This window comes from Aquabacterium olei (assembly GCF_003100395.1).
In the GTDB taxonomy this organism is placed as follows: domain Bacteria; phylum Pseudomonadota; class Gammaproteobacteria; order Burkholderiales; family Burkholderiaceae_C; genus Aquabacterium; species Aquabacterium olei.
In genome coordinates, this window is record NZ_CP029210.1 from 3,445,631 (window position 1) to 3,470,064 (window position 24,434).

Sequence of the window (24,434 nt, forward strand, 5' to 3'; positions counted from 1 at the left end):
CTGACATCTTTCGGGGGTGGCGGGTGCACAAAACAACAGCGACGGATCAGGCGGCCCGCGCGGCTTCGGCCGGCAGCGCCCAGCGCGCACGCAGCGCCCGGGCCGCCGCGACCATGTTGGCCAGCGCGGCCCGGGTTTCAGGCCAGCCACGCGTCTTCAGGCCGCAATCGGGGTTGACCCACAGCCGGTCTGACGGGATCACGCTGGCGGCCCGCACCAGCAGCGTCGTCATCGCCGTCACGCTGGGCACACGCGGCGAATGGATGTCGTACACACCCGGCCCGATCGCGTTGGGGTAGGCAAAGGCGCCGAACCCATCCAGCAGGGCCATGGCCGACCGCGCCGTTTCGATGGTGATGACATCGGCGTCGAGCGCCGCAATGGCCGGCAGGATGTCGTTGAACTCGGAATAACACATGTGCGTGTGGATCTGCGTCTCGTCCCGCACGCCGCACGAGGCCACCTTGAAGGCGCGCACGGCCCAGTCGAGGTAGTGGGCCCAGTCGCTGCGGCGCAGCGGCAGCCCTTCGCGGAACGCCGGCTCGTCGATCTGGATCAGGCGGATGCCGGCGCGCTCCAGGTCGAGTACCTCGTCGCGCACGGCCAGCGCCAGCTGCAGTGCCGTGTGCTCGCGCGGCTGGTCGTCACGCACGAAGGACCATTGCAGCAGCGTCACGGGTCCGGTGAGCATGCCCTTCATCGGCCGCTCGGTCAGCGACTGCGCATACCGCGTGGTCTCGACGGTGATGGGCTCGGGCCGCAACACGTCGCCATACAGGATCGGCGGCTTGACGCAGCGCGAGCCATAGCTCTGCACCCAGCCGTGGTCGGTGAAGGCAAAGCCGAAAAGTTGCTCGCCGAAGTACTCGACCATGTCGTTGCGCTCGGCCTCGCCATGCACGAGCACGTCCAGGCCCAGCGCTTCCTGCTCGCGCACCGCCAGCCGGATCTCGTCGCGGATGCGGTGCAGGTAGGCCATGGCCGAGAGCTCGCCCCGGCGGTGGGCCGCACGCGTCTGGCGGATGGCGGCCGTCTGCGGGAAGGAGCCGATGGTGGTGGTGGGCAGCGGCGGCAGGCCGAGCGCCTGCTGCTGCAACACCGCGCGCTCGGCGAACGCTCGCCCTCGCTGCGCCATGTCGACCGTGACCTGCGCCAGCCGGCGCTGCACCGCCCGGTGCGTGACGCGGGGCGAGGCCCGGCGCCCCGCCACGGCGGCTTCCGCCTGGGCGAGCGCCTCGGCCACGGCCGGCGCCCCTTCGTCGAGGGCGCGCGCCAGCAGGTGCAGCTCGTCGAGCTTCTCGGTGGCAAAGGCCAGCCAGCTGCGCAACTCCGGATCGAGCCGCGTTTCGGGTGCCAGGCTCACCGGCACGTGCAGCAGCGAGCAACTGGGCGCCAGCCACAGGCGCTCGCCCCAGGCGGCATGGGCCTCACGCACCAGGGTCAGCACGCGGCGCAGATCGGTGCGCCAGATGTTGCGGCCGTCGACCACTCCGAGCGACAGCACCCGGTCACGCGGCCAGGCGGCCAGCCAGGCGGGCAGCTGCTGCGGTGCGCGCACCAGGTCGAGGTGGACGCCGTCCAGCGGCAGCGCGGCCAGCGCCTCGGCATGTTCCGCCGCCGAACCGAAGGGCAGCGCCAGCAGCGTCTTCAGGCCCTCGACCTGCAAGGCCGCACAGCTGGCCGGCAAGGCCGCACGCCAGGCCTCTGGCAGATCGAGGCAGAGCACCGGCTCGTCGACCTGCACCCACGCCACACCGCGGCGCTGCAACGCGGTCAACAGGCGCTGGTAGGCGGCCAGCACGCGGGGCAGCAGATCCAGCCGGTCAGTTGTGGCACCGCCATCCCAGCGCGCCAGCCACAGCAGCGTCAAGGGGCCGGGCAGCGCCACCTTGACGGCGTGGCCCAGCGCGTGCGCCTCGTCGACCTCGTCGAGCAACCAGGTCACACCGCCGTCGAAGCGGGTGTGCTCGTCGAACTCGGGCACGAGGTGATGGTAGTTGGTGTCGAACCACTTGGTCATGTCCATGGCCGGGTGGTCGGCGTTGCCGCGGGCCAGCGCAAAGTACTGCGTGAGGGTCAGCGCCCGCGCATCGAACCCGAAGCGCCGCGGCAAGGCGCCGAGGGTGGCGCACAGGGTGAGGATGTGGTCGTACCAGGCGAAGTCGCCGACGGTGACGAAGGCCAGCCCGGCCTCGCGCTGGGCTTGCCAGTGGCGGGCACGCAGGCTGCGGCCGGTGTCCTGCAGGCGGGTGGCATCGGGGTCTTCGCCCCGCCAGAACGACTCGAGCGCGTGCTTGAGTTCGCGGTGGGCGCCAATGCGCGGAAAGCCAAGAATGTGGGTGGTGGTCATGGACTTGATTCGGATCAGACGGGATGGCGGCAGTCTGGCCATCACCCATCCATGAATCAAGCGAGATCTTTTCAGCGATACATGAACCATATTCATGCATCAAAAAACAAAAAAGGCCCCGAAGGGCCTTTCATACCGTGCGGCGGATCCGCGCTCAGGCTTTGCGGCGGCGCACCAGCGCCAGGCCGGCAAGACCCAGCGCCATCAGGCCGAAGGTCCCGGCTTCGGGCACGGGCGTGACACGCACCAGATCCTGGTAGCTGCCATTGCTCAGCTTCTCGACCTTGACCAGCGAGGGGCCTTCCCAGTTGTAGGCGGCGCTCAGGTAAGTGTTGGCCAAGCTGGCGAGGCTCAGACCGCTCGCGCTCGTGTCATTGACGTACAGCGTGCCGCTGCCCTTGGTCAGGCTGGCGGTGGTGGCGGTCTCGTGCATGATTTCCCACACGGCCAGTTGCAGGGCGGCGTACTCGAGGCCGCTGTCAACCTTGGCCGAGCCCGAGAACGAGGCGACCGACGAGAACAGGCCCTGGAGCAGGGTCTGGTCGGCGCTGCCGAAGGTGCCCACGTAATACGTCTGCCAGTTGCTGCTGGTGAACTGGCTGATCTCGGCGCAGAAGGCGAGGAAGCTCTTGCCCGCGCTGGTGGTGACCTGGAACGAGCCGGCGTCGACGGACAGGGTGTCCCAGCCGTACTTCACCGAGGTGGTGGCGTGGGTGGACGCGCTGGTGTAGCCGTCCGTCTTGAGGGTGATCGGGGTGCCGGTGGCGTGGGCGGCACCCAGGCCGAGACCGAAACCGAGCGCCGTCGCCACTGCGGCGCGTTGAATGAATGCCATGCCCTGTCCTTGCGGTGTGAGGAGATTTCTTTGAAGACCCCGTTGACTCTACGGAGAAGTGCGTCGTCTTTCCATCCCTCAGGCCGGTGGATGCGTTATGCCGGTGGCTGAGTCAGCACATCCCGGGCGATGCGCCCGTCCACCAGCTCGATGATGCGGTCGCAGCGCGCCGCCAGCCGCGGGTCATGCGTGACGATCAGGAAGGCCGTGTGGCCCTGGCTGTGCACCTCGCGCAGCAGCCGGAACACCTCGTCCGACGAGGCGGTGTCGAGGTTGCCGGTGGGCTCGTCGGCAAGGATCAGCGCGGGCTCGAGCATCAGCGCCCGCGCCATCGCCACGCGCTGCTGCATGCCGCCCGAGAGCTGGGCCGGGCGTCGGTCCATCGCGTCGGCCAGGCCCACAGCCCGGAGCAAGGCCTGCCCGCGCGCGCGCTGGGCTGCGCCCACGTGGCCGTCGCGCACCAGCGCCGGCAGGGTCACGTTCTCGAGCGCCGAGAAGGCCGGAAGCAGGTGGTGGAACTGGAAGACGAAGCCCAGGGCCTCCCGGCGCAGGCGGGTGAGTTCGTCGTCGGCCAGGTCCTGCACGGCCTGGCCCAGCAGGCGGTGCTCGCCCGAGGTCGGCCGCTCCAGCAGGCCCAGGATGTTGAGCAGCGTGCTTTTGCCCGAGCCGGACGGGCCGATCAGCGCGACGAACTCGCCGCGCGCCAGGCTGAGGTCCAGCGCATGCAGCACCTGAACTTCGTTGGGCTGGCCCGTGTTGTAGGTCTTGCTCAGGCCGCGCAGGCGCAGCAGCTCGGTGGCGTCGTTCATAGTCGAATGGCCTGGGCCGGATCCATGCGGGCGGCGCGACGGGCCGGCGCCATGGCGGCCAGCACCCCGGCCACCAGCGTGACACCGACCGCCTGCAGCGCCATTTCAGGCGGCAGCGTGATCGCGAACAGCGGCAGGCCATCGGCCCCGCGCACAAAGGTGGTGAAGGCCTTGATCATGGCCATGGCGAGCACGACGCCCGCGATTGACCCCAGGGCGCCCACCAGCGCACCCTGCAGCAGGAACACGCGCAGGATCTGCGCCCGCGTGGCCCCCATGGCGCGCAGGATGCCGATCTCGCGCTGCTTCTGCACCACCGACACCACCAGCACGCTGGCGATGCCCATGACGACCACCACCATGACCACGCCACGGATGAGCGTCGTGCTGATGGTCTGGGCATTCAAGGCCGTGACAAGCTGCGCGTTGCTTTCCTGCCAGCTTTCGACCTTGTAGGGCAGCTCACGCCCCAGTTCGGCGGCCAGCGTGCGCGCAGCCCACACGTCGGCCAGCCGCAGATCGAGCTGGGTGACGCCGCCCGCCACATCGAGCAGGCTTTGCGCCGCCCGCAGCGGCATGATGACCACGCGGCGGTTGAGGTCCTTCACGCCCAGGTCGACCAGCCCGCTGATGCGCAGCGTGTCGGTGCGATCGCCGGTGGAGACCGTGAGCCGGTCGCCCACGCGCAGGCCCAGGTCCCGTGCCAGCGTCTGGCCGATGATGGCCTCACCCGGGCCCATGCGCAGCGCGCCATCCACCAGCTTGTCGCGCAGGTTGACGATGCGGTCGTACAGTGCCAGTTCCACCCCGGTGATCGCGACCGCGCGCGTGGCCTCGCCCCGCCGGGCCAGTGCGGCCCCGGTCGCCATCGGGGAAACCGCGTCGACGCCCGCCCGACGTGCCAGCGCCTGCTGCAGCGCCGGCCAGTTGGCCACGGTGCGCAGCCGCTGCGCACGGGCCTGGGTTTCGCTCAACACCATCGTGTCGCCGGGCCGGGGCCACGCAGGCGTCACGACCTCGTCGGGCGGCGACAGCACCACATGGGCCTGGGCCCCCAGCGTGCGGTTCAAGGTGTTGGCCTGCAGGCCGGTGACCAGGGCCGAGATGTAGGCCACCACCGCCACGCCGGCGGCCACGCCCGCGATGATGAGCACGCTCTGAAAGCGCCCTTCGCGCAGGAAGCGCACCGCCACCTGCCATTCGAATCCGATGCCCCGCATGGCGTGCGGACCTCAGCGCGAGAAGGACGAGGACATGGCCTGCCCCGCCCCAGCCCGCGTGGTCAGCGGAACGGGGCGCGCACGCACGCGCTGACCGGGCACGATGGCCGCGTCGAGCAGCACCAGATCGCCGTCCTTCAGCCCACTGCGCACCTCGACGGCATCAAGGGTGCGCAGCCCGAGGACGACCTCGCGCGCGACTGCCCTGCCGTCTTCGGCCACCAGCACCGTGGCTCGCTCACCCGATGAGCCTGCCGCCGGTTCGCGCAGGGCCTTGAGCGGCACCGCCCGGGCTGCCTCACGGGCGCCGGTGCGCACCTCGATCGACAGCGTCATGTCTTCGCGCAGGAAAGCAGGCAAGGCGCCTTGCACCGCGAAGGTCACCTCCACCGCCCCGCTCTGGGCGTCCACCGACGGGGCCAGGCGCACCAGCCGGGCGTCGAACGGTGCCTCGGGGTAGGCATCGGCGCGCACGCGCGCGACCTGTCCGTCCCGCAACTGGCCCAGAAAGCGTTCATCGACGGGCGCCACCAGCTCGGTCGGGCCCTGCACGGACAGCGTCAGCAGCCCCTTGCCGGCCTGCACGATCTGGCCGGGCTCGACGTTGCGCAGCAGCACGCGCCCGGCCGCCGGCGCACGCACCACCAGCTGCGCCAGACGGGCCTCGGCCGCAGCGAGCGCCGCCCGGGCCGTGGCGACCTGGGCCACCGCCGCGCCGCGCTCGGCCCCGCTGCGCTGGTTGGCCTGCACCTGGGCGCGGGCCGCATCACGCTGAGCCCGGGCCACATCGGCCGCCCGCCGGGCCTCGTCCAGCCGGGACTGGCTGTAGAACTGCTGGGCCACGAGCTCCTGCGTGCGGGTCAGCTCGCGCTCGGCGGCCCGCAGCGTGGCTTCAGCCTGCCCGAGGGCCGCCTCGGCGCTGCTCAGCGCCAGCGTGGCCTGGCTTTCGCGCCGGGCCTCGGCCTGGGCCAGGCTGGCGCGGGCCTGCTCGGCGGCCGCACGCGCCTCATCGGTCTCCAGCTCGATCAGTGGCTGGCCGGCCTCCACGGCATCGCCCTCGTCCACGGCCACCCTGGCCACGCGGCCCGTCACGGTCACGCCCACCTCCACGCGGGCCGGTGTCTTCACGCGGCCGGTGAACTGCAGCGTGCGCACCAGCGCACGGGCCTCGGCCGGCACCGCATCCACCACCGGCGGCCTGAGCCGCATCCAGGCCAGCACGCCGACCGCCAGGCACGCCAGAGCGACCCACAGGACACGACGGCGCCACACCGGGCGCGAGGCAACAGACATCAAGGCAACTCCGATCACGACCGAGACGGTCGTCAGTGTGCCGCATCCACACGACAATCCGCATCCCTGTCACCACGCTTCGTCTGCATGCATCCCACGCACCTTGATGTGCTGATTGTTGGCGCCGGCCTCTCCGGCATCGGCGCCGCCGCCCTCCTCCAGCGTGAACTGCCCGGCCTGCGGCTGGCCGTGCTCGAAGCACGCGATGCGCCGGGCGGCACCTGGGACCTCTTTCGCTATCCCGGCATGCGTTCGGATTCGGACATGCACACCCTGGGCCACCGCTTCCGCCCCTGGCAGGGTGCGCACCGCACGGCCTCCGGCGAGGCGATCCGGCGCTACCTGGACGACACGATTGCCGAACACGACCTCGGCCGCCTCATCCGGCTGCAGCACCGCGTGGTGGGCGCGCGCTGGGACGACGCCACCGCGTTGTGGCACGTGGATGTGGAGATTGGCCCCGAGCGCACGCGCTGCACGCTGCAGGCCCGCTTTCTGTACGCCTGCAGCGGCTACTACCGGATGGACCAGGGCCACACACCGACCTGGCCCGGGCAGGCCGATTACACCGGCCGCATCGTCCACCCGCAGCATTGGCCGCAGGACCTGGCGGTGGCCGGGCAACGGGTGGTGGTGATCGGCTCGGGGGCCACCGCCGTGACGCTGGTGCCCGCCCTGGCCGCCCGAGGGGCACAGGTGACGATGCTGCAGCGCTCGCCCACCTACGTCGAGGTGCGCGCGGGGGAGAGCGCGCTGGCCCGGCACCTCACGCGGTGGCTGCCCGCCCCGCTGGCAGGCCGGCTCATCCGCCAGGCGCGCGCGGCCCGCCAGGTGCTGGTGCATCGCCTGTCGCGCCGCTGGCCCGAGGCCGTGCGGCGTCACCTGCTGCGCGGTGTGGCCCAGGCGCTCGGCCCCCGTCAGGATCTGCTGGTGCACTTCACACCGCACTACCGGCCGTGGGATCAGCGGGTGTGCCTGGCCCCCAACGGCGACCTGTTCACCGCCCTGCGTGAAGGCCATGCCGAGGTCGTGACCGACACGGTGGACCACTTCACGCCCGACGGTGTGGCGCTGGCTTCCGGCCGCCACCTGCCCGCCGACATCGTGGTGACGGCCACTGGGCTGGACCTGTTGGCCCTTGGCGGCATGACGCTGACCGTGAACGACGCGCCCGTGGTGTTGCGCCGCACCTTCAGCCACCGCGGGATGATGCTGGCCGGCGTGCCGAACTTTGCCTATGCCTTTGGCTACACGCACGCCTCATGGACGCTGCGCGCCGAGCTGGCCACCGAGCAGGTGGTTCGCGTGCTGCGCCACCTGCGCGGCACGGGCCTGCGGCGCTGCATGCCCCGCGCGCCCGCGGACCTGCGCACCGACCGGCGCCTGGACTTCCAGCCGGGCTATGTGCTGCGCAACCTGCACTGCTTCCCGAAGGCCGGCACGCAGGGCCCCTGGCGCACGCCGGACAACGCGCTGCTGGACCGCTGGCGCCTGCGACTGGCGGGCCTGGACGACGGCGCGCTGGTGTTCGACAACCCGGCGCCCCGCCCTGCCGCCTGAATCGCGGGCGTCAGCCTTCCATCGCCGTCACGCGGGCGGCCAGCATGGCGTTCTGGTTGCGCAGGGTGCGCACGGTCTCGACCAGGCGGGCAATGGTCTCTTCCGGGGTCTCGCCGGGGCGCGGGCCGTCGTCGGCCGCGTCGATGGCCTCCCACGGCGCGGCCTGAGACGCCGGCTGGCCCGCATCGCCTTCGAGCATCTCGCTGACCTCGGCGTGGCGGCCTTCACGGGCCTGGCGACGCGCCTCGCGCACCTGGCGTGCGGCCTGCTGCAGCTCCTTGCGGCCGCCGGCCGCCGCGGCCACCTGCTCTTCCATCGGCAGCGTGGCCACCGTGGCGGCGGCATTGATCGAGATCGTGCCCTGCTTGACGGCCTCGACCAACTCGGGTGCCGCGTGCTTTTGGATCTTCTCGATCTGGGCCACGGTGGTCGGGCTGATGCGGGCGGCACGCGCCAGGGCCTCGCGGCTGGCCAGCGCTTCGGCGGCGGCGCGCTCTTCTTCGGTCATCGCCACAGGCGCGGCCGACGCGGTGCTGTCTGACGGTGCGCCGTCGACGCCACCCTGCAGTGCGGCATCGGCGAGCGCGGCAGGCTGGGCCGCCGCTTCCGCCCGCGCCTGCAGGATGGCCTTCTTGCGCAGGGCCAGCACGCCACGCTGAAAATCGGACACGCTGCGCCGCCCCAGATGCTGGTCGATCATCCACAGGTGCACGTCTTCCATCGACTTGAACCGCGGGTTCTGCACCGTCTGGAACGGGATGCCGTGCTTCGTGCAGATGCCGTAGCGGTTGTGCCCATCGACCAGCACATTGCCCCACAGCACCAGTGCGTCGCGGCAGCCTTCGGCCAGGATGCTGCGCTCGAGCGCATCGTGCTCTTCCGGCGTCAGCGGGTCGATGTAGGCACGCAGTTCCTCTTTGACGATGATGTCCATCTGGGGGCTTCTTTCAGGCTGTCCCGCAAGGGGATCGGGGGGCGCTATTCTAGGCAGCATGCTCGAGACGCTTGAACTGAACCCCGCCGACGCCCCGCGCGCCACGCTCATCATCCTGCACGGCCTGGGCGCCGATGGCAGCGACTTTCTGCAACTGTGCCGCGCGCTCGACCTGTCGGCCGTGGGGCCGGTGCGGTACGTCATGCCGAATGCGCCGGTGCGGCCCGTCACCATCAACAATGGACACGTGATGCCCGCGTGGTACGACATCATCGCCACGCCAGGCGGCGGTCGCATTGAAGACGAACCGGGACTGCGTGCGTCACAGACGCAGATTGCGGCGCTGATCGACCGCGAGGTGGCGCGAGGCGTGCCCGCCGAACGCATCGTGTTGATGGGCTTTTCGCAAGGCTGCGCGATGACCTTGTTGACGGGGCTGCGTTACCCGGCGCGACTGGCTGGGCTGGCTGCGCTGTCGGGCTACCTGCCGCTGCCTGACACGACCGAGGCCGAGCGGCATGCGGCCAACCTGAGCACGCCCATCTTCCTGGCGCACGGCGATGACGACGACGTGGTGGTGCCGGCCCGCGGCGCAGCAGCGCGCGACCGGCTGCGTGCCTTGGGCCACACGGTCGACTGGCACACCTACCCCATGGGACACAGCCTGTGCATGGAGGAGGTCGAGGACCTGAATGCGTGGTTGCTCAAGGTGCTGGCGTGACGGTGGCGCAGACCCCGTCGTCAACAGCCACGCGCCCTTGGTGAACGACGGCTCAGACGACACCCTCGGGCCAGAGATAGCCGTGCCCTCGGACGGTGCGCAATGGCAGGTCGAGTCCGATCTCGCGCTTCACTTTCTGTCGAAGGCGGCTGACGATGACTTCCACCCGATGGCTGCTCCACTCGTCGGAAGTCAAACCCAGCGCGCGGCAGAGCGCCACAGGGCTGCATGTCTCGCCGACCTTCGTCGTCAGGGCCTGTAGCACCTGCACCTCGCTCATCGTGAGGCGGACGCCCTCCCCTGCCGGCGCATGGAGCATGGCGGTGCTCACCTGCAGGCGCCAGGGTGCATCGGGGTCGCTGGCACGCCGGAATCGCGCCACGGCCTCGCCGGGACTCGCAAGCTGCCGTGACATCTGTCGGTTGAGCAACAGCACGAGCTCGTCCGTGTCGACGGGCTTGGTGAGGCAGGCGTCGGCGCCCGCCGCGAGCCCTTCGAGCCGGACCGCCCGAAGCGGACTCGCCGTCAGCAGGATGACCCCCATCTGCGCATCCAGCGAGCGCAGATGGCGTGCAATGGACAGCCCCCCTTCATTCGGCATTTCGACATCGAGGACCGACACCGTGCGAGGACGCGTCGTCAGGAATCGGTAGAAGCCCAACGCGTCGGCAAAGGCGTGCACATGGAAGCCGCGGCCTTGCAGCTCGGACGCCATGCCCTCACGCAAGCCGAGATCATGCTCGACCAGGGACACACTGAAATCCGTTGAGGGGAGCGCGCGGGCAGGGCTCTGTGACATGAAAAGTGGTCGACGAGTGGCTCTCGGCGATGAGATGCTTCGAGAGTCTCACCCCGTCGGACGGATCTGATAATTTGGATTCGGGCAAGGCATGACACGCCGGCCTGAAACCCATTGTGTCGGCCACCGCTGCTCCGCTCGAGCGTAGCAGGCGCCTCATGCGTGGACAAGGCAGCAAAGGCCGCAGCGCTCACCCCGACCTCAAGATGCCGCCGCTCTCCCCTGTCCGTGTCGCGCCCGATCAAGCGGCACCCGCCCGTATCGGGCTGTGCATGATCGTCAAGAACGAGGCTCACGTCATCCGCCGCTGCCTCGACAGTGTCCTGCCACTGATCGACCATGTGTTCATCGAAGACACCGGGTCGACCGACGGGACCCAGGCCGTCGTGCGCGCCTGGCTCGCCGAACACGGCGTCCCCGGCGACGTGGTGGACGTGCCCTGGCAGGACTTTGCCTTCAACCGGAGCGACGCGCTGGCACGCCTGCGCGAGCAGCGGCACATCGATTACGCCCTCGTCATCGACGCCGACGACACGCTGGTCTACCCGCCCGGCTTCGATGCACGTGCATGCAAGGCGAGCCTCAAGGACGATGTCATCGACGTCGACATCGCCCATGGTGCGATCCGGTACCAACGACCACTGCTGCTGCGCAACGGACTGCCGTTCCGCTATCGCGGTGTGCTGCACGAGTACGTCGCCATCCCACCCGAGGCGAAGGGCCGCAGCACGTTGGACGGCGTGCACATGCAATACAACAGCGGGGGTGACCGCAGTCGCGACCCTCAGAAATTTCACAAGGATGCAGCAGTCCTGGCGTGCGCCCTGCGCACCGAAACCGACCCTTTTCTGCGTTCACGCTACACCTTCTACCTGGCGCAAAGCCTGAAGGACAGCGGGCAGATCGAACGCGCCCTGGCGGCCTATCAGCAACGTGCGGAGATGGGCTACTGGGAGGAGGAGGTCTTCGTGGCGCTGTACCGCGCCGGGCAGTTGCAGGAGCGGCTCGGCCATCCCGCACAGCAAGTGATCGACACCTGGCTGCGCGCCACCGCCGCGCAGCCAGCACGGGCCGAAGCCCTGCATGCCGCGAGCCGTCTATGTCGCCTGCAGAAACGGTATGAACAAGGCTACTGGTTCGCAAAGCGCGGACTCGGCCCTCGGCCGCCCAGCGGCCTCTTCGTCGAGTCGTGGATCTACGACCATGGCCTGCTGGACGAACTGGCCGTGAACGCGTACTGGAGTGGTCGGTATGCGGAGTGCCGAACCGCATGCGAGCGCCTGCTGGAGGAGCGGCAGCTCCCGACCGGCATGCGCGAACGGGTCCAGGAGAACCTGCGCTTTGCGATCGAACGGCTGACTTGATCGGCCCAGCCGAGGCGCGGCGCCTCGCCCACGGCATCAGCCGTTCGGATGAGCGCAGCAACACCTCTCACGCATGAGAGGGAACGAGAGAGTCCCGAAGTGGCGCCCCCTAGACTGAAACAAATCGTCTCACTTGCAACCACATGCAACGGTTGTTGCGCATGACGAATTGCAGTGCGCAGCACTCCCCGCTGCGTTCGAGGACTCAGTTTCACCATTGGAGCCAGCCATGTCGGCACTCATTCTGCGCACCATCTCCGCATCGCAGGAGATCAAGAACCAGCCCCTTATCAAGGGCGTCCGCCTTGTCGCCGAGCCGGGCGTGAGGTACCAGGTCCTCGATGCACAGACGCAGCAGCCTTACCAGAAGGTCACGGTCAAGAAGCAGGGCAATGCGCTGATCATCGAAGACGCGAGCCAGGACGGCCTGCTGGCCCAGATCGACGAGTTCTATGCCGACAACCGGATGGCCGTTCTGGACCTCGGCCCCACTGCAGCCGGTGAAAGCACGGTCATCTCGGCCAGCTCGGCTGCGGCGGAAAGCACCGGGGTTGTCTGGCAAGCCGGCGCAGCGCAGACCGTCGCGGCGGCCGAATCGGCCGCCTCGTCGCTGCCCGGATGGGGCAATGTGGCCGCCGGCACCGCCGGGCTCGGTGCCATTGCGGGCGCGGCGGGCGGAGGCGGTGGCGGCAGCGCCGCGGCGGTGCCGGTTGCCAAATCGGTCATCACCGGCAGCATCGTGCTGGGACCGGTGGTGAGCGGCAACGGGCTGGTCGTGACGGCTTACGACCCGGACGGGAAGGTCCTGACCACGGGGACGGTCAACGACGATGGCAGCTTCCGGGTCGAGATCACGAACTACACCGGGCCGGTCTTGCTGAAGGTGACCGACACGGGCAGCGGCGCAGACTATGTGGACGAAGCGACCAAGCGCCCGAAGGACCTGGAGGTGGACCTGCGCGCCGTGACGGTCATCCCCGAGGCCGGCACGTACAACGTGTCGATCAACATGCTGACCGAGCTGGCTGTTCGCGAGCTCGGCCTCACGGAAGACAAGCTGACCGGCGTGTCGCCGGAGCAGATCGCCACGACCAACCAGAACATCGCCAAGGCCTTCGGTCTCGTCGATGTGAACGGCAACACCATCGACCTGGTGAAGGACACCCCGGTCGCGGTCATCAATGTGGATGGGACGTCAAACGCGGCAGCCAACCCCTATGGCGTTGTGCTGGCCACCATCTCGGGGGCCGAGGTGGGCAGCAGCAGTGCCGAGGTCCTGCAGGCGCTGTCTGACAGCATCGTGGGCAACTCGCTCGGTGCGAAGGGCATCGAGATCATTGTCGACGGCGGCTTCAACGCGGGCATCGCCGCGTACGACACCGTCGCCAAGCTGGTCGACGGCCTGCGCAACGAACTGAACAACATCAGCCTGACCCCGGGGCCGAAGGGGGACACCGGTGCCACAGGGCCCGCCGGCCTGCCTGGTGCGACGGGTGCGACGGGTGCGACGGGTGCGACGGGTGCCACGGGCGCAACCGGCGCACAAGGTGAGAAGGGCGACACCGGTGCCACGGGGGCAACCGGCGCGCAGGGCGAGAAGGGTGACACCGGCGCCACGGGTGCAACCGGTGCGCAAGGCGAGAAGGGCGACACCGGCGCCACGGGTGCAACCGGTGCGCAAGGCGTGAAGGGGGACACCGGCGCCACGGGCGCAACCGGCGCGCAAGGCGAGAAGGGGGACACCGGCGCCACAGGGGCAACCGGCGCGCAAGGCGAGAAGGGTGACACCGGCGCCACGGGCGCAACCGGCGCGCAAGGCGAGAAGGGGGACACCGGCGCCACAGGGGCAACCGGCGCGCAAGGCGAGAAGGGTGACACCGGCGCCACGGGCGCAACCGGCGCGCAAGGCGAGAAGGGTGACACCGGCGCCACGGGCGCAACCGGCGCGCAGGGCGAGAAGGGTGACACAGGCGCCACGGGTGCCACGGGTGCGGACGGCAAGTCCGCTTACCAGGTCGCCGTCGACAACGGTTTCGTCGGCACCGAATCGGAGTGGCTGGTTTCGCTGGGTGACACGTCCCAGCTGAAAGACTGGACCACGGACCTGCCTGGCGACGACACCAATCCAACCAACGCCTTCACGGTGGCGGAGATCTTCGGCGCACCGGGCGTCAACGGCTCGTCGACCGTCCTCAACACCTTCATCGGCACGTTTGCTGACCGCATCGAAGGCTATCAACCGTCCACCGTGCCGCTGACCGTCATCGGCTCGCTCACGGTCGCGCAGGCTGTGGCGCTGGCCCAGGCCGGCCTGTCGGTGAACTCGACCAACGTCAGCTACACCATCCGCGACGCGTACAAGACCATCGAATCCGCGCTGACCAGCCCACAGGCCAATGCAGCGATGGCCGGCGCCGAGGAAGTCGTGGCCTTCGGCAACAGCAACGCCAACCTGATCGACATGATGGCTTTCGGCCCGTCGATCAACCTGCGCATCGAATCCGGCGCCGGCGCGGACACCATCTCCACCGGCAGCGGAGACGACACGATCTACGGCGGGCTGGGTGCCGACACCGCCTGGCTCACATCGGACGAGGACGACCTGTCGAGCGACACCCTCGTCTACCAGACGGTCTACGACGGCCAGACCCTGCCAGTCACCTCGCTCACGTTCTCGAGCACCGCCAGCGACTATCGGGAGGGCAGCGTTCTCCAGGTCAAGATCAATGGGCAGACGTACCAGTACACGACCACCGCAGAAGACACCCCGGCATCCGCGCTCGCTGCCTTCGCGGACGCCATCCGATCCTGGGCGCCGGTCAGCGAGGTCCTCGTTCATGACAACCACGTACTCGACATCATCGGCCAGGCCGGTGTGAAGCTCAGCGTGGTCACGGACAGCGGCACGCCCGACGGTCTCATCGACATTTCGAACCCTGGGCAGAAGACGCGTTGGGATGTCGAATTCTCTGACGCTGCAGCCGATTACCCGGCCACCCGCTCGCTGGGCGACACGTTCAACTTCGACCGCAAGGTGTACATCACGATCGACGGCACGGAAGTGAGCGCCAACGTGGTCTACACCGAAGCTGCGGGCGTCTACACCGCCGATCCGGTGGCCACGGTGGCCGCCCTGAAACAGGCCATCGAGGCCAAGATGGTCGATGGCCAGGCCCTGGCCGACGTGCTCGGGTCCGTGACCGTGGTGCAGAACGCTGACGGGAACAACGTCGTCCTGCGCCTCGACGGCAAGAGCGTGCCCCTGGTGGACACCTTCGAGCCGACCTTCAGCGTGACGGCCGCGGCCATCGACCAGGCCGGCGTCCAGCAGCAGACCGCCGTGACCTTCAGCAGCGACAACGCCGACTACTACGAGGGCGGCACGCTGAGCGTGAAGGTGGGCGGCCAGACGGTGACGTCCGACATGGTGGCGGGCGATGCGGCCGCCTCGGTCTCCAGGTTGCTCGATGCCGTGAACAAAGCCGTAGAGGGTGAGACCACCGGCGTCTTCTCGTTCGCATTCGACTTGGAGTCCAGCTCCCCGCTGAACGAAACCAACTTCGGCACGGTTCGCTATGTGCTTGACTTCAAGATCGGTGACGTGACAGCAGACGAGTGGGGGTACGCCGATTCGGGCGACAAGCCCGACACCATCGGCGGCCTGGTCGACGCGTTGAACACGAAGTTCGAGGGCGTCGCCACCTTCACGCTGGACGCCACGCTGAATCAGATCACGTTCACGACAGCCGCGAGCCACCCGGTCACGAACGCAGCCGGCAATGGGAGCCCGTTGATGATCGTGGTGTTTGCCACGGACGGTGAGACGGTCTACGAACAATCCTACGGCATGGTCGACGTCACCACGCCGTCCACGCTGGCCGAGGTCGTGGAGACCGTGACGCAGTCGTCCACCACGCTGACGTTCACCGCGCGCACCGAGGCCACCGACCCGTTGAGCGCCGACGCTCGAATGGACTTCGAGGGCGATTACCAGCAGGCCACCATCTCGCTGGGGGATGCCGCGAACTACGCCGCCCTGAGCGACGGCACGTCGACGGACCGCGGGGCCGATGTGTACTTCGAAGGCGGAAAGGTCTACGCGAAGATCGCACCGATCACCGATGGCGAGCTCGGCACACCGATCGTCATCTCGGCGGACATGGTCGCAACCTCGGTCGCACCGATCGAGTACAGCCTGCCCACCGCCGTGACCGGCAGCAGCTCGGGCATCACCTTCATCCTGGAAGTGCTGTACACCGACGCGAACGGCGCGCCACAGAAGACGACGTACACCCGGACCGACGAAACGATCGCGCAGATGCTGGAGCGCATGGCCGCGGATTCGCCTTACATCGGTTCGCTGACGATGACGACGGACAGCACGGAAACGCGGCTCGTCGCCACGCTGGAAGACGGCGCCCTGAGCGCCCAACCCGCCATCCAGGGCTACTACAACATCGGCGGGCACAGCTACATCGACCGCAGGTACTTCACCGAGTCCACCGGCGAGGAGCTGACCACCCAGGCCCTCACCGATGCGATCAACGCTGAAGTCGGCGAGGGCGGCACGCTGAGCGGCATCCTGTCTGGCGCAGCGATTGATCCCGAGACGGGCGACATCGTGCTGACCTCGGCCACGCTGGGCAAGGAGTCCTTCTCGATCACCGACGTGCGCCTCGACTACGAGGGTGTCAAGCAGATCGCCCAGGTGGACTTCAGTGGTCTCGCAGACACCAGCCCCATCACGTACTTCGCGGCCGGCAGCCTCGGCATTCAGATCACCCCGACAGACGGCGGCGAGCCCATCGTCATCACCGCCGACATGGCCGATGGCTCGACCGACGGCGACAGCCTGCCCGACGCCGAAGGCAGCCTGGCCGCACTGGTCGCCAAGATCCAGGCCGAGATCGACGGCACGCCCGCCACGGAAGGCGTGCCCGCCGTCCCGGGCAGCCTGACCGGCATCATCTCGTCCGTGAGCGAGTCGGGCGGCGTCATCACGCTGACCTCGGCCGACAACGTCAAGCAGCAGTTCACCGTGACCGCGGCCACCGCGAGCGCGCCGGGCGCAGCAGAAGTCACCACCGTGAGCTTCAGCGCGAACACCGCGGACTACTTCTCGGCCGGCATCGATGCGGCTGCCACGCCGGGCACGGTCTCGATCACGGTGCTGGGTCAGACCTACACCGCGAACATGGTGGACGGCGATCCGCGGGCCACGGCAGAGGCCCTGCTGGCCGCGCTCACGGATGCCGAGACCGGTATCGACAGCGAGCAGGTGACGGTGGCGCTCGAGGTGTCGGAGACGGAGACGCCGAAGACCTTCGTCGGCCCCACGGGCTACGAATGGCGTGAAGAGAACAGCCTGGGCGTGAGGATCTTTTCGACCGCCACCATCGAAGCCAAGCTGGCCGAGTTCGGCTTCTTCAAGATGACGGATGCCAGTGCCAATACGTACGGCATCCCGGATGACCCCTCCCCTGGCAACGTCACGTTCACCACCAGCAAAGCCTACACCAGCCTTGCCGATTGGGCCGCCGATGCACAAGCCTACTTCCGGGCCAATCTGGAGCCATCGTTCACGGTGAGCTTTGACGAGCCGACGGGGGAACTGCGCTTCGACTCCGCCGGCACGTTCGGCATGCTGGACAGTCCCGCCCTCATCTTCCAGCAGCCCGGTGATGTGACAGGGGTCACCTTCACCTTCACCGGCCAGCAGGAAGGTCTGGACCTCGCCATCACCGGCACCACCTCGACGGATGCCGTCAAGCAGGTGACCGAGATCGGCTTCGACGCGGCCTTCAATGACGACGCCTTCATCGCCGGCATCGGCCGCACGGTGGACATCAGTGTCGCGGGGCAGTCGTTCACGCTGGATGGGAACAGCCGCCTGGAACTGCTGGAGGATCTGCGCGACCAGCTGCTCGATGCGATCGACAACACGGACGGCGACAGCATCCCGGCCCTGGCCAATGTGCTGGCCGCCGACGGCGTGAACCTGTCCAGCAAGAATCTGACGCTGACGCTGACCGCACTCGACGGGCAGGCCGATCCGCTGCTGGTGTCGGACATGACGCGCCCCGTGATCGACGCCTCGGCCAACAACGCCTATCAGCAGATCGAGCTCGTCTTCACCAACACGTACCTGAACACCCGTACGGCGGGACAGGTGCTGACGCTTGAGCTAGGCAAGACCTCGGCGAGCTACACCGTGCAAGCCGGAGACACACAGGCCCATATCCTGAACGGCCTCAAGAGCCAGCTGGAAGCGCAAGATCTGGTCGGTTCCGCCACAGTTGACCTCGTCAACCGCAAGATCGTCGTGACGGCGGACTTCTTCGGGCCCAACGTGATGGGCACCGTGTCGGAAGACGACCAGACCAACACCGTGCGCCTGTACACGGACAACACGCCGGTGGGCCCGGGCTTCCTCGCGGACGAGATCGTCGCTGGCGCCATCTACTACGAGGATGGCGTCTTCGAAACCGTCTCGTCGGTCACGGAGATCGTTCAAGGCGCCGATGTGGTCACCGACGCGGCACTGGTCCAGGGCAGTGAGACGGAGCCGAACGACATCGTCATCGTCACGGCCGCGAAGGACATCACGCAGGAGGCCGTCGGCATCACCAACCCGGGCTCGGGTGAGGGTGAAAACAGCAACTTCTTCGGCGACCCGGCCCTCGCCGACGCCGAGGGGGTGCGTCAGAGCTTCACCAACCCCGACAGCGGCTACACCGCCATCGCCAACTCGCCGCAACTGGATGAGCAGAACACCGCGACGGGCGATGCCGCCTTGTATGGCTCCGACTCGGGCTATTACGCCGACGAGGGGCTCTACACGACCCATCTGAAGGGCGGCACGCCGGACACCATCGATGCAGAAGGCGACAAGGACCTGTACACGGCGGGCGGATCCGACCTGGTCATCCAGCGGGATGCGACGGTGAGCGAAGGTGCGGCCGCCTCCACCTCGGCGCTGGCGGACAGCGCGATCGACAACAGCCGCCAAGGATTTGCCGAGTTCACCTGGGACGAGGCAAGCGCCCAGTTGGTCGCCCTGGGCACCGGCGGCCCGGACGTGATCCACAACTTCCAGCCCGAGCACGATGTCATCGCCCTGGAAGGCGAACTCGCTGCGACGACGCGGGTGGACGATGTCACGGTGAACGCCGTGAGCGTGATGGGTGGCGGGCCGGTGCCGTTCGACCTTGACAGCGAGGAGTTCGGTCTGGTGACGTCGACCGCGCACGCGGCCACATCCCAGGATGTGACGGATGCATCGCAAGTGGCGGGCCTGCTCAACAGCCTGTTCACCTTCGCCGCGGAAGGCGAAGACGGCATGCGCAACACCTCGGTGTTCGCCGTGACGGCTGCAGACGACCCCACTCTGACGGCCATCTGGGCACACCAGCAGTCTTCGGGCGGCGACGATTCGGTCGATTCGATCGAACTGAACCTGCTCTCGGTGGTGCACACCACCGGCGCGGAGTTCGGGTGGTCCAACCTGGTGACCAACAAGGACGAGCACACCCCCGTCTGATCACGGCGGCCTGAAACAGGGATTCCGGCACACGCCGGGGTCCCTGTTTTTTCTTACATTGAACCAGGCTTGGCAACAAGACGTCCCTTCATGAACAGACTTCCGTGGCGCCCCCTGCTGTGCTGGCTCGGGGCTGGGCTGGCCATGCCGGGGGCAGGATGGGCACAGGGTGCGCCGCCCTCCCCCGCCGGCGCGCAGGCGCCCCAGCCCGTGTCGGGCGTGGTGCAGGCGTTGCAATCGGTGCTGCGCTTGCACCCGGCCGTGCAAGGCAAGCGGGCCGAGGTGGCCGCCCGGCAATCCCTCGGCGATGCCGCGCGCGCACAGCGCCTGCCCAGCCTGAGCGCACAGTGGGCCGCACAGAAGAGCGACCAGGCCGGCACCAATCCGGGCAGCGTGCGGGTGCGGCAACCGCTGTGGGCGTTCGGCCGCATCGACAGCACCATTGCGGTGGCGGATGTGGAGGCGCAGGCCGAAGTGGCCGATCTGCTGCGCCTGCAGCGGCAACTGCTGGACCAGACCGCCGCCGCTTATGTCCGCACATGGGGTGCCCGACTGCGCCTGCAGGTGGGCGACGACAACCAGTCGCAGTTGCGAGGCCTGCTCGAGCGCATCCGGCGTCGCCAGGGCGGGGAGCTGGCCTCGGCGGCTGACGTGCGTCTGGCCGAGGCGCGGCTGACCCAGGCTCGCATGCAACGCGATCGGCTCGAGACGGAATGGTTGCTGGCGCAGACCGAGCTGGAAGCCCTGACCCGCGGCCCGGTGAACAGCGCACTGCCCGTCCCGGATGCGCTGGTTCTGCCCGAGCGCCGCCGCAGCGTGAGCGACTGGCTGACGCTGGCCGAAACGGCGCACGCGGACCTGGCGTTCAAGGCTGAGCGCATCCGGCTTGCCGAGGCCGAGATCGAACGCGAGCGACTGGCTGCGATGCCATCGGTCTACCTGCAGGCCGACCGCAGCTTCCAGACGACCGGCATCACGAATCCCGGCACGACGGTCCGGGTCGTGGTCGAAGGGGCGCTCGACAACCTGGGCATGGGCACACGGGGCCGCGTGGGCGCTGCCGTGTCTCGACGTGACGCCGCACGGGCCGACCACCAGAGCACGCTCAACGACGTGCAGCGCACGGTACGGTCCCTCTTCCTGCAACAGGAAACGCAACGCCAGCTGCGCGACAACCAGACCCGGTCGGTGACCGACCTGGGTCTCCTGCTGGACTCCTACCAGCGACAGTACGAAGCCGGCTACAAGTCGTGGCTGGATGTGCTCAACATGCAGCGCGAACTGACCGAGCAACGTCTGGCCCAGGTCCAGGCTGAAACAGACTGGCTGGTCTACGGCCTCCGCCTGGCGGCCCTGACTGGCGAGCTCGACGCGCTGGCGGACCTCCGGTCTGGCGAGTCCGCGCAGGAACAACCACAGCCAACCGTGACGATGGGAATGCGCGATGCGTGATGTGAATGGCGCCGACGCGCCCGGGCTTCACCGGGATCTGCCGCCACTGGCCTTGCTGGCAGAGGCATTGTCGGCAGCGGGCCACGCCGTGACGCTGGCCGGGCTGACTGCGGCCATGCAGCGCCTGCCTGCTGCGGTTACAGCCAGCAGCCCGCCCGTGGAGTGGGTCCGGGCTCTGGCCAACCAGGCGCAGTTGAAGGGCGTCTCGGTCCTGCAACTGGGCTGGCGGCGCTTCGATCAACGGCGCCTGCCGGCGCTGGTGCGACTGGACGAAGGCTGGTTCATCGCGCAAGCCCACGCGCGGGACGCCGCACCGGTCGACCCGAGCGACGAGACGGAAGACACCGTCCTGCTGCGCGATGCGCAAGGTGAGGTGCACACATGCGCGGAGAGCCGCCTGCGCGATGCCCTGGTCCTGTGGGTCCGCCCCCGGCCCACCGCGGCCGCGCCCGGGGCTTCGGCAGGCTTCCTGGCGGACAACCCGGCGCTGCGCCTGCTGTGGCAGGCCGTGTTCGCCAGCCGCGGCTGGATCGTGACGGTCGCCACCGCAACCGTGGTGGTGAACCTGCTGGCGGTGGCCACCTCGCTGTTTGCCATGCAGGTCTATGACCGCGTGGTGCCCACCCTGGCCTACGCCACGCTGACCACCCTGGTGGCCGGCATGGCCATCGCCACCCTGATGGACTGGCTGCTCAAGATCCTGCGCGCGCGGGTGCTCGACAGCCTGGCGGTGTCGGTGGACAAGACCGTGTCGCAGCAGGTGTTCGAGCACCTGCTGTCCCTGCGCCTGGATCTGCAGCCTAGAAGCCTGGGCACCCTGGCCGCGCAGGTCGGCGGGATGGAATCCGTGCGCCAGTTCCTGACCTCCAGCGTGCTGTTCGGCCTCATCGACCTGCCGTTCACGCTGATGTTCATGGCCTTCATCGCGGTCATCGGTGGCCCCATTGCCTGGGTGTACGCCGTGCTGCTGCCGGTGGCCGTGGGCCTGGGCCTGGTCACGCAGCTTCGCTTGCGCGATCTGCTCAAGCAGCAAGTTTCACGCAGCAACGAACGTCAGGGCATCCTCGTCGATGCGATCCGCGGCGCCGAGTCCATTCGCGCGGCCAATGCGGGCTGGCGGTTCGCGCAGGACTGGCAGCACATCACCGACACGATCGACGCCTACGCCGTGCAACAGAAGGCCATCAGCAACACCTCGCAGGTGACGATGGGCACCCTGTCGAGCATCGCCTATGTTGCGGCCGTCGTGGTGGGGGTGTGGCAGATCGAGGCGGGCACGCTCACCATGGGGGCCATGATTGCGTGCTCCATCCTCGGCGGTCGGGTCATCGGCCCGGTGTCACAGGGCGTGCAGTACCTGACCCAATGGCAGAGCGTGCGCCAGTCGCTCGACATGGTGAACCAGGTGCTGCGCCTGGCACGCGACCGCGGCGAGACCCAGACACTGCTGGTACCCGAAGAACTGCCGACCCAGATCGCATTGGAGAAGGTGCGCTACAGCTACCCGGACTCGGCGCTGAAGCAGTTGAACATCGACAGGCTGACCATCCAGGCCGGTGAGCGGGTGCTGGTGGTCGGGTCGATCGGGTGCGGCAAGTCCACGCTGCTCAAGGTGCTGGCCGGCCTGTACCGACCCGCAGAAGGCCGCGTGCGACTGGGCGATGCCGACCTGTGGGAGATCGAGCCGCAGTTGCTGGCCGGCCAGGTCGGCTACCTGCCTCAGAGCGTGCACCTGTTCAAGGGCAGCCTGCGCAACAACCTGGCCCTGTCCGGCACGGCAGGCGATTCGCGGCTGCTCAAGATCGCAAGCGATCTGGGCGTCGATGCAATTGCCTCACAGAGTGCGCAGGGCATGGACCTGCCCCTGAGTGAAGGGGGCGAGGGCCTGTCAGGAGGGCAGAAGCAGCTTGTGGCCCTGGCACGCGTGGTGATCAACCGGCCTGTGGTGTGGCTGCTGGATGAGCCCACTGCCTCGCTGGATGCAGAAAGCGAGGCGCGCGTCTGGCGCGTATTGGCCGAGAACGTGCGACCGGAGGACATCCTGGTCGTGGCCACCCACCGCCCCCAACAGGCCATGAAGGTGGCCACCCGCGTGCTGGTGATGCACCAGGGCGAGGTCGTCCACGATGGCACACCGGAAAGCATCCTGCGCACGGTTGCCACCCGGCCCACGCCCGCACCTGCGCCCCGCCGCGCCTGACCCGACCGCAAGGAGACGACCCACGTGAACCCCGATCAAGGCCCGCCACGCAGCGGGCGCCACGACAGTCAGGCCGCAGACGCGCGTCTGGCTCGGCTGCAGTCCTACCACCAGGGTTCGGGCCACTGGCTGGCCTGGCTGCTGGGCGGCGTGTTCGTGTGCTTCGTGGTCTGGGCCATGTCCTTCCAGATCGACGAGGTGACGCGCGCCAGCGGCGAGGTGATCGCCAGCAGCCGGGTGCAGGTGATCCAGTCCGTCGATGGGGGGGTGCTGTCGGCGCTGTATGTCAAGGAAGGTGACCAGGTAAAGGCCGGCCAGGTCCTCGCACGCCAGGACCCGACCCGGGTGGCCGCCAACATGGGCGAAACCGAGGCACGCCTGTTTGCCTTGCGCGCCCGCGCAGCCCGGCTGAAGGCCGAGGTGACGGCCGCCCCGATGCCCGTGTTCCCCGAGGCCCCGAACGCCACCGCCGCCGAGCAGGTCCGGGTCGAGCAGGCCCTGTTCATCCAGCGACGCTCGGGATTGCAGGAAGACCTTCGCACGCTCCAGGTCGGGCTGGACCTGGCGCGCAAGGAAATGCGCCTCGTCGAGCAACTGGCCACCAACGGCGACGCGAGCGGCTCCGAGCTCATGCGGGTGCAGCGTGCCGCCAACGAGGCCGAATCACGCCTGCTGGGACGGAAAAACAAATTCCTGGAAGACGCCCGTCAGGATCTTGCCAAGGCCGAGGACGAGGTCGCACAACTCAGCCAGGTGATGGCCCGGCGCACCCAGGAACACGAGGACACGGTGTTCAAGGCGAGCGGGCCGGGCATCGTCAAGAACATCCGGGTCACGACGGTCGGCGGCGTGCTCCGGGCCGGCGATGAACTCATGCAGATCGTCCCGGTGGGCGACGACCTCATCATCGAAGCCAAGGTGCGTCCGGCCGACATCGCGTCCGTGCGGCCTGGCCTGCCAGCGACCATCCGCCTGGATCCGTTCGACTACACCGTTCATGGCAGCGTCGCGGGACGGGTGGTTTACGTCAGCGCGGACAGCATGAAGAAGGACACGGGACGCGGAGAGGAGATCCACTACCGCGTGCACGTCAGACCCGAAGGGTTCCCCGTCATCAGCAGCAGCGGCAAGCGTCTGGAGATCCTGCCCGGCATGACGGCGCAAGCCGACATCCGGACGGGGCAGCGCAGCCTGATGGCCTACCTGCTCAAACCCATCCGCAAGACCTTGAGCGAGTCGATGGGTGAGCGCTGATCGCGGCGCGACCGCGAGGGGGTGCGCAGCGTACCGCGCCGAGCGCATCGTGCGGACGGGTCACCAGAAGGTCATTGCATGAATCGATTGCATGGGGCACAGC

14 protein-coding genes are annotated in these 24,434 nt (G+C 68.5%); 7 read left to right on the forward strand and 7 right to left on the reverse strand.

Annotated features, from left to right (window positions below; all coding sequences use genetic code 11):
- Positions 1-46 precede the first annotated feature (46 nt).
- The 5 genes from metE to DEH84_RS15555 all read right to left on the reverse strand — a co-directional run bounded on the left by metE (position 47) and on the right by DEH84_RS15555 (position 6,507).
- The gene (gene metE, locus DEH84_RS15535) at positions 47-2,350 is read right to left on the reverse strand and encodes a 5-methyltetrahydropteroyltriglutamate--homocysteine S-methyltransferase (RefSeq protein WP_109038434.1); all 2,304 of its coding nucleotides are present in this window, start codon (positions 2,348-2,350) and stop codon (positions 47-49) included.
- A 154-nt stretch (positions 2,351-2,504) separates the two neighbouring features.
- A complete protein-coding gene (locus DEH84_RS15540; RefSeq protein ID WP_109037670.1) occupies positions 2,505-3,185 on the reverse strand; it encodes a PEP-CTERM sorting domain-containing protein in 681 nt (226 codons plus the stop codon).
- Positions 3,186-3,280: 95 nt separating this feature from the next.
- Entirely contained in the window at positions 3,281-3,994 is a 714-nt protein-coding gene (locus DEH84_RS15545) for an ABC transporter ATP-binding protein (RefSeq protein ID WP_109037671.1), read from the reverse strand.
- Positions 3,991-5,214: an ABC transporter permease gene (locus tag DEH84_RS15550; RefSeq protein WP_109037672.1), complete on the reverse strand. Its 1,224-nt coding sequence runs from the start codon at positions 5,212-5,214 to the stop codon at positions 3,991-3,993. The genes DEH84_RS15545 and DEH84_RS15550 overlap by 4 nt, the downstream gene beginning before the upstream one ends.
- A 12-nt stretch (positions 5,215-5,226) precedes the next feature.
- Positions 5,227-6,507, reverse strand: a complete 1,281-nt coding sequence (locus tag DEH84_RS15555; protein WP_109037673.1) for an efflux RND transporter periplasmic adaptor subunit — start codon at positions 6,505-6,507, stop codon at positions 5,227-5,229.
- A gap of 87 nt (positions 6,508-6,594) precedes the next feature.
- Here DEH84_RS15555 and DEH84_RS15560 point away from each other — a divergent pair, with 87 nt between their 5' ends.
- On the forward strand, positions 6,595-8,067 hold the full coding sequence (locus DEH84_RS15560) for a flavin-containing monooxygenase (protein WP_109037674.1): 1,473 nt from the start codon (positions 6,595-6,597) through the stop codon (positions 8,065-8,067).
- Positions 8,068-8,077: 10 nt separating this feature from the next.
- Here DEH84_RS15560 and DEH84_RS15565 read toward each other — a convergent pair whose 3' ends face one another.
- Entirely contained in the window at positions 8,078-9,001 is a 924-nt protein-coding gene (locus DEH84_RS15565) for a ParB N-terminal domain-containing protein (RefSeq protein ID WP_245932613.1), read from the reverse strand.
- A 58-nt stretch (positions 9,002-9,059) separates the two neighbouring features.
- Between DEH84_RS15565 and DEH84_RS15570 the strand changes: the two genes are divergently transcribed.
- Positions 9,060-9,722 carry an alpha/beta hydrolase gene (locus tag DEH84_RS15570; protein WP_109037675.1) on the forward strand — a complete coding sequence of 221 codons (663 nt, stop codon included), beginning with the start codon at positions 9,060-9,062 and terminating at the stop codon, positions 9,720-9,722.
- 52 nt (positions 9,723-9,774) lie between these two features.
- Here the strand turns inward: DEH84_RS15570 and DEH84_RS15575 are convergent, their stop codons facing one another.
- Positions 9,775-10,476, reverse strand: a complete 702-nt coding sequence (locus DEH84_RS15575; protein WP_159098993.1) for a response regulator transcription factor — start codon at positions 10,474-10,476, stop codon at positions 9,775-9,777.
- Positions 10,477-10,679: 203 nt separating this feature from the next.
- Here DEH84_RS15575 and DEH84_RS15580 point away from each other — a divergent pair, with 203 nt between their 5' ends.
- The 5 genes from DEH84_RS15580 (at position 10,680) to DEH84_RS15600 (ending at position 24,331) form a co-directional block, all read left to right on the forward strand.
- Complete coding sequence (locus tag DEH84_RS15580) at positions 10,680-11,885, forward strand: glycosyltransferase (protein ID WP_218929733.1); 1,206 nt, start codon at positions 10,680-10,682, stop codon at positions 11,883-11,885.
- A 229-nt stretch (positions 11,886-12,114) separates the two neighbouring features.
- A complete protein-coding gene (locus tag DEH84_RS15585; protein WP_159098994.1) occupies positions 12,115-19,425 on the forward strand; it encodes a hypothetical protein in 7,311 nt (2,436 codons plus the stop codon).
- Between the two features lie 90 nt (positions 19,426-19,515).
- Entirely contained in the window at positions 19,516-20,877 is a 1,362-nt protein-coding gene (locus DEH84_RS15590; RefSeq protein WP_109037678.1) for a TolC family protein, read from the forward strand.
- Positions 20,870-23,077 (forward strand): peptidase domain-containing ABC transporter, encoded by a 2,208-nt coding sequence (locus DEH84_RS15595; RefSeq protein WP_109037679.1) that lies wholly within the window; start codon positions 20,870-20,872, stop codon positions 23,075-23,077. Before DEH84_RS15590 ends, DEH84_RS15595 begins: the two co-directional genes overlap by 8 nt.
- A gap of 24 nt (positions 23,078-23,101) precedes the next feature.
- On the forward strand, positions 23,102-24,331 hold the full coding sequence (locus DEH84_RS15600) for a beta-barrel domain-containing protein (RefSeq protein WP_109037680.1): 1,230 nt from the start codon (positions 23,102-23,104) through the stop codon (positions 24,329-24,331).
- Positions 24,332-24,434 lie beyond the last annotated feature (103 nt).

Coding starts and splice junctions, on each gene's coding strand:
- metE (WP_109038434.1), bottom strand. CDS start 2,350: ATGACCACCACCCACATTCTTGGCTTTCCGCGCATTGGCGCCCACCGC.
- DEH84_RS15540 (WP_109037670.1), bottom strand. CDS start 3,185: ATGGCATTCATTCAACGCGCCGCAGTGGCGACGGCGCTCGGTTTCGGT.
- DEH84_RS15545 (WP_109037671.1), bottom strand. CDS start 3,994: ATGAACGACGCCACCGAGCTGCTGCGCCTGCGCGGCCTGAGCAAGACC.
- DEH84_RS15550 (WP_109037672.1), bottom strand. CDS start 5,214: ATGCGGGGCATCGGATTCGAATGGCAGGTGGCGGTGCGCTTCCTGCGC.
- DEH84_RS15555 (WP_109037673.1), bottom strand. CDS start 6,507: ATGTCTGTTGCCTCGCGCCCGGTGTGGCGCCGTCGTGTCCTGTGGGTC.
- DEH84_RS15560 (WP_109037674.1), top strand. CDS start 6,595: ATGCATCCCACGCACCTTGATGTGCTGATTGTTGGCGCCGGCCTCTCC.
- DEH84_RS15565 (WP_245932613.1), bottom strand. CDS start 9,001: ATGGACATCATCGTCAAAGAGGAACTGCGTGCCTACATCGACCCGCTG.
- DEH84_RS15570 (WP_109037675.1), top strand. CDS start 9,060: ATGCTCGAGACGCTTGAACTGAACCCCGCCGACGCCCCGCGCGCCACG.
- DEH84_RS15580 (WP_218929733.1), top strand. CDS start 10,680: ATGCGTGGACAAGGCAGCAAAGGCCGCAGCGCTCACCCCGACCTCAAG.
- DEH84_RS15585 (WP_159098994.1), top strand. CDS start 12,115: ATGTCGGCACTCATTCTGCGCACCATCTCCGCATCGCAGGAGATCAAG.
- DEH84_RS15590 (WP_109037678.1), top strand. CDS start 19,516: ATGAACAGACTTCCGTGGCGCCCCCTGCTGTGCTGGCTCGGGGCTGGG.
- DEH84_RS15595 (WP_109037679.1), top strand. CDS start 20,870: ATGCGTGATGTGAATGGCGCCGACGCGCCCGGGCTTCACCGGGATCTG.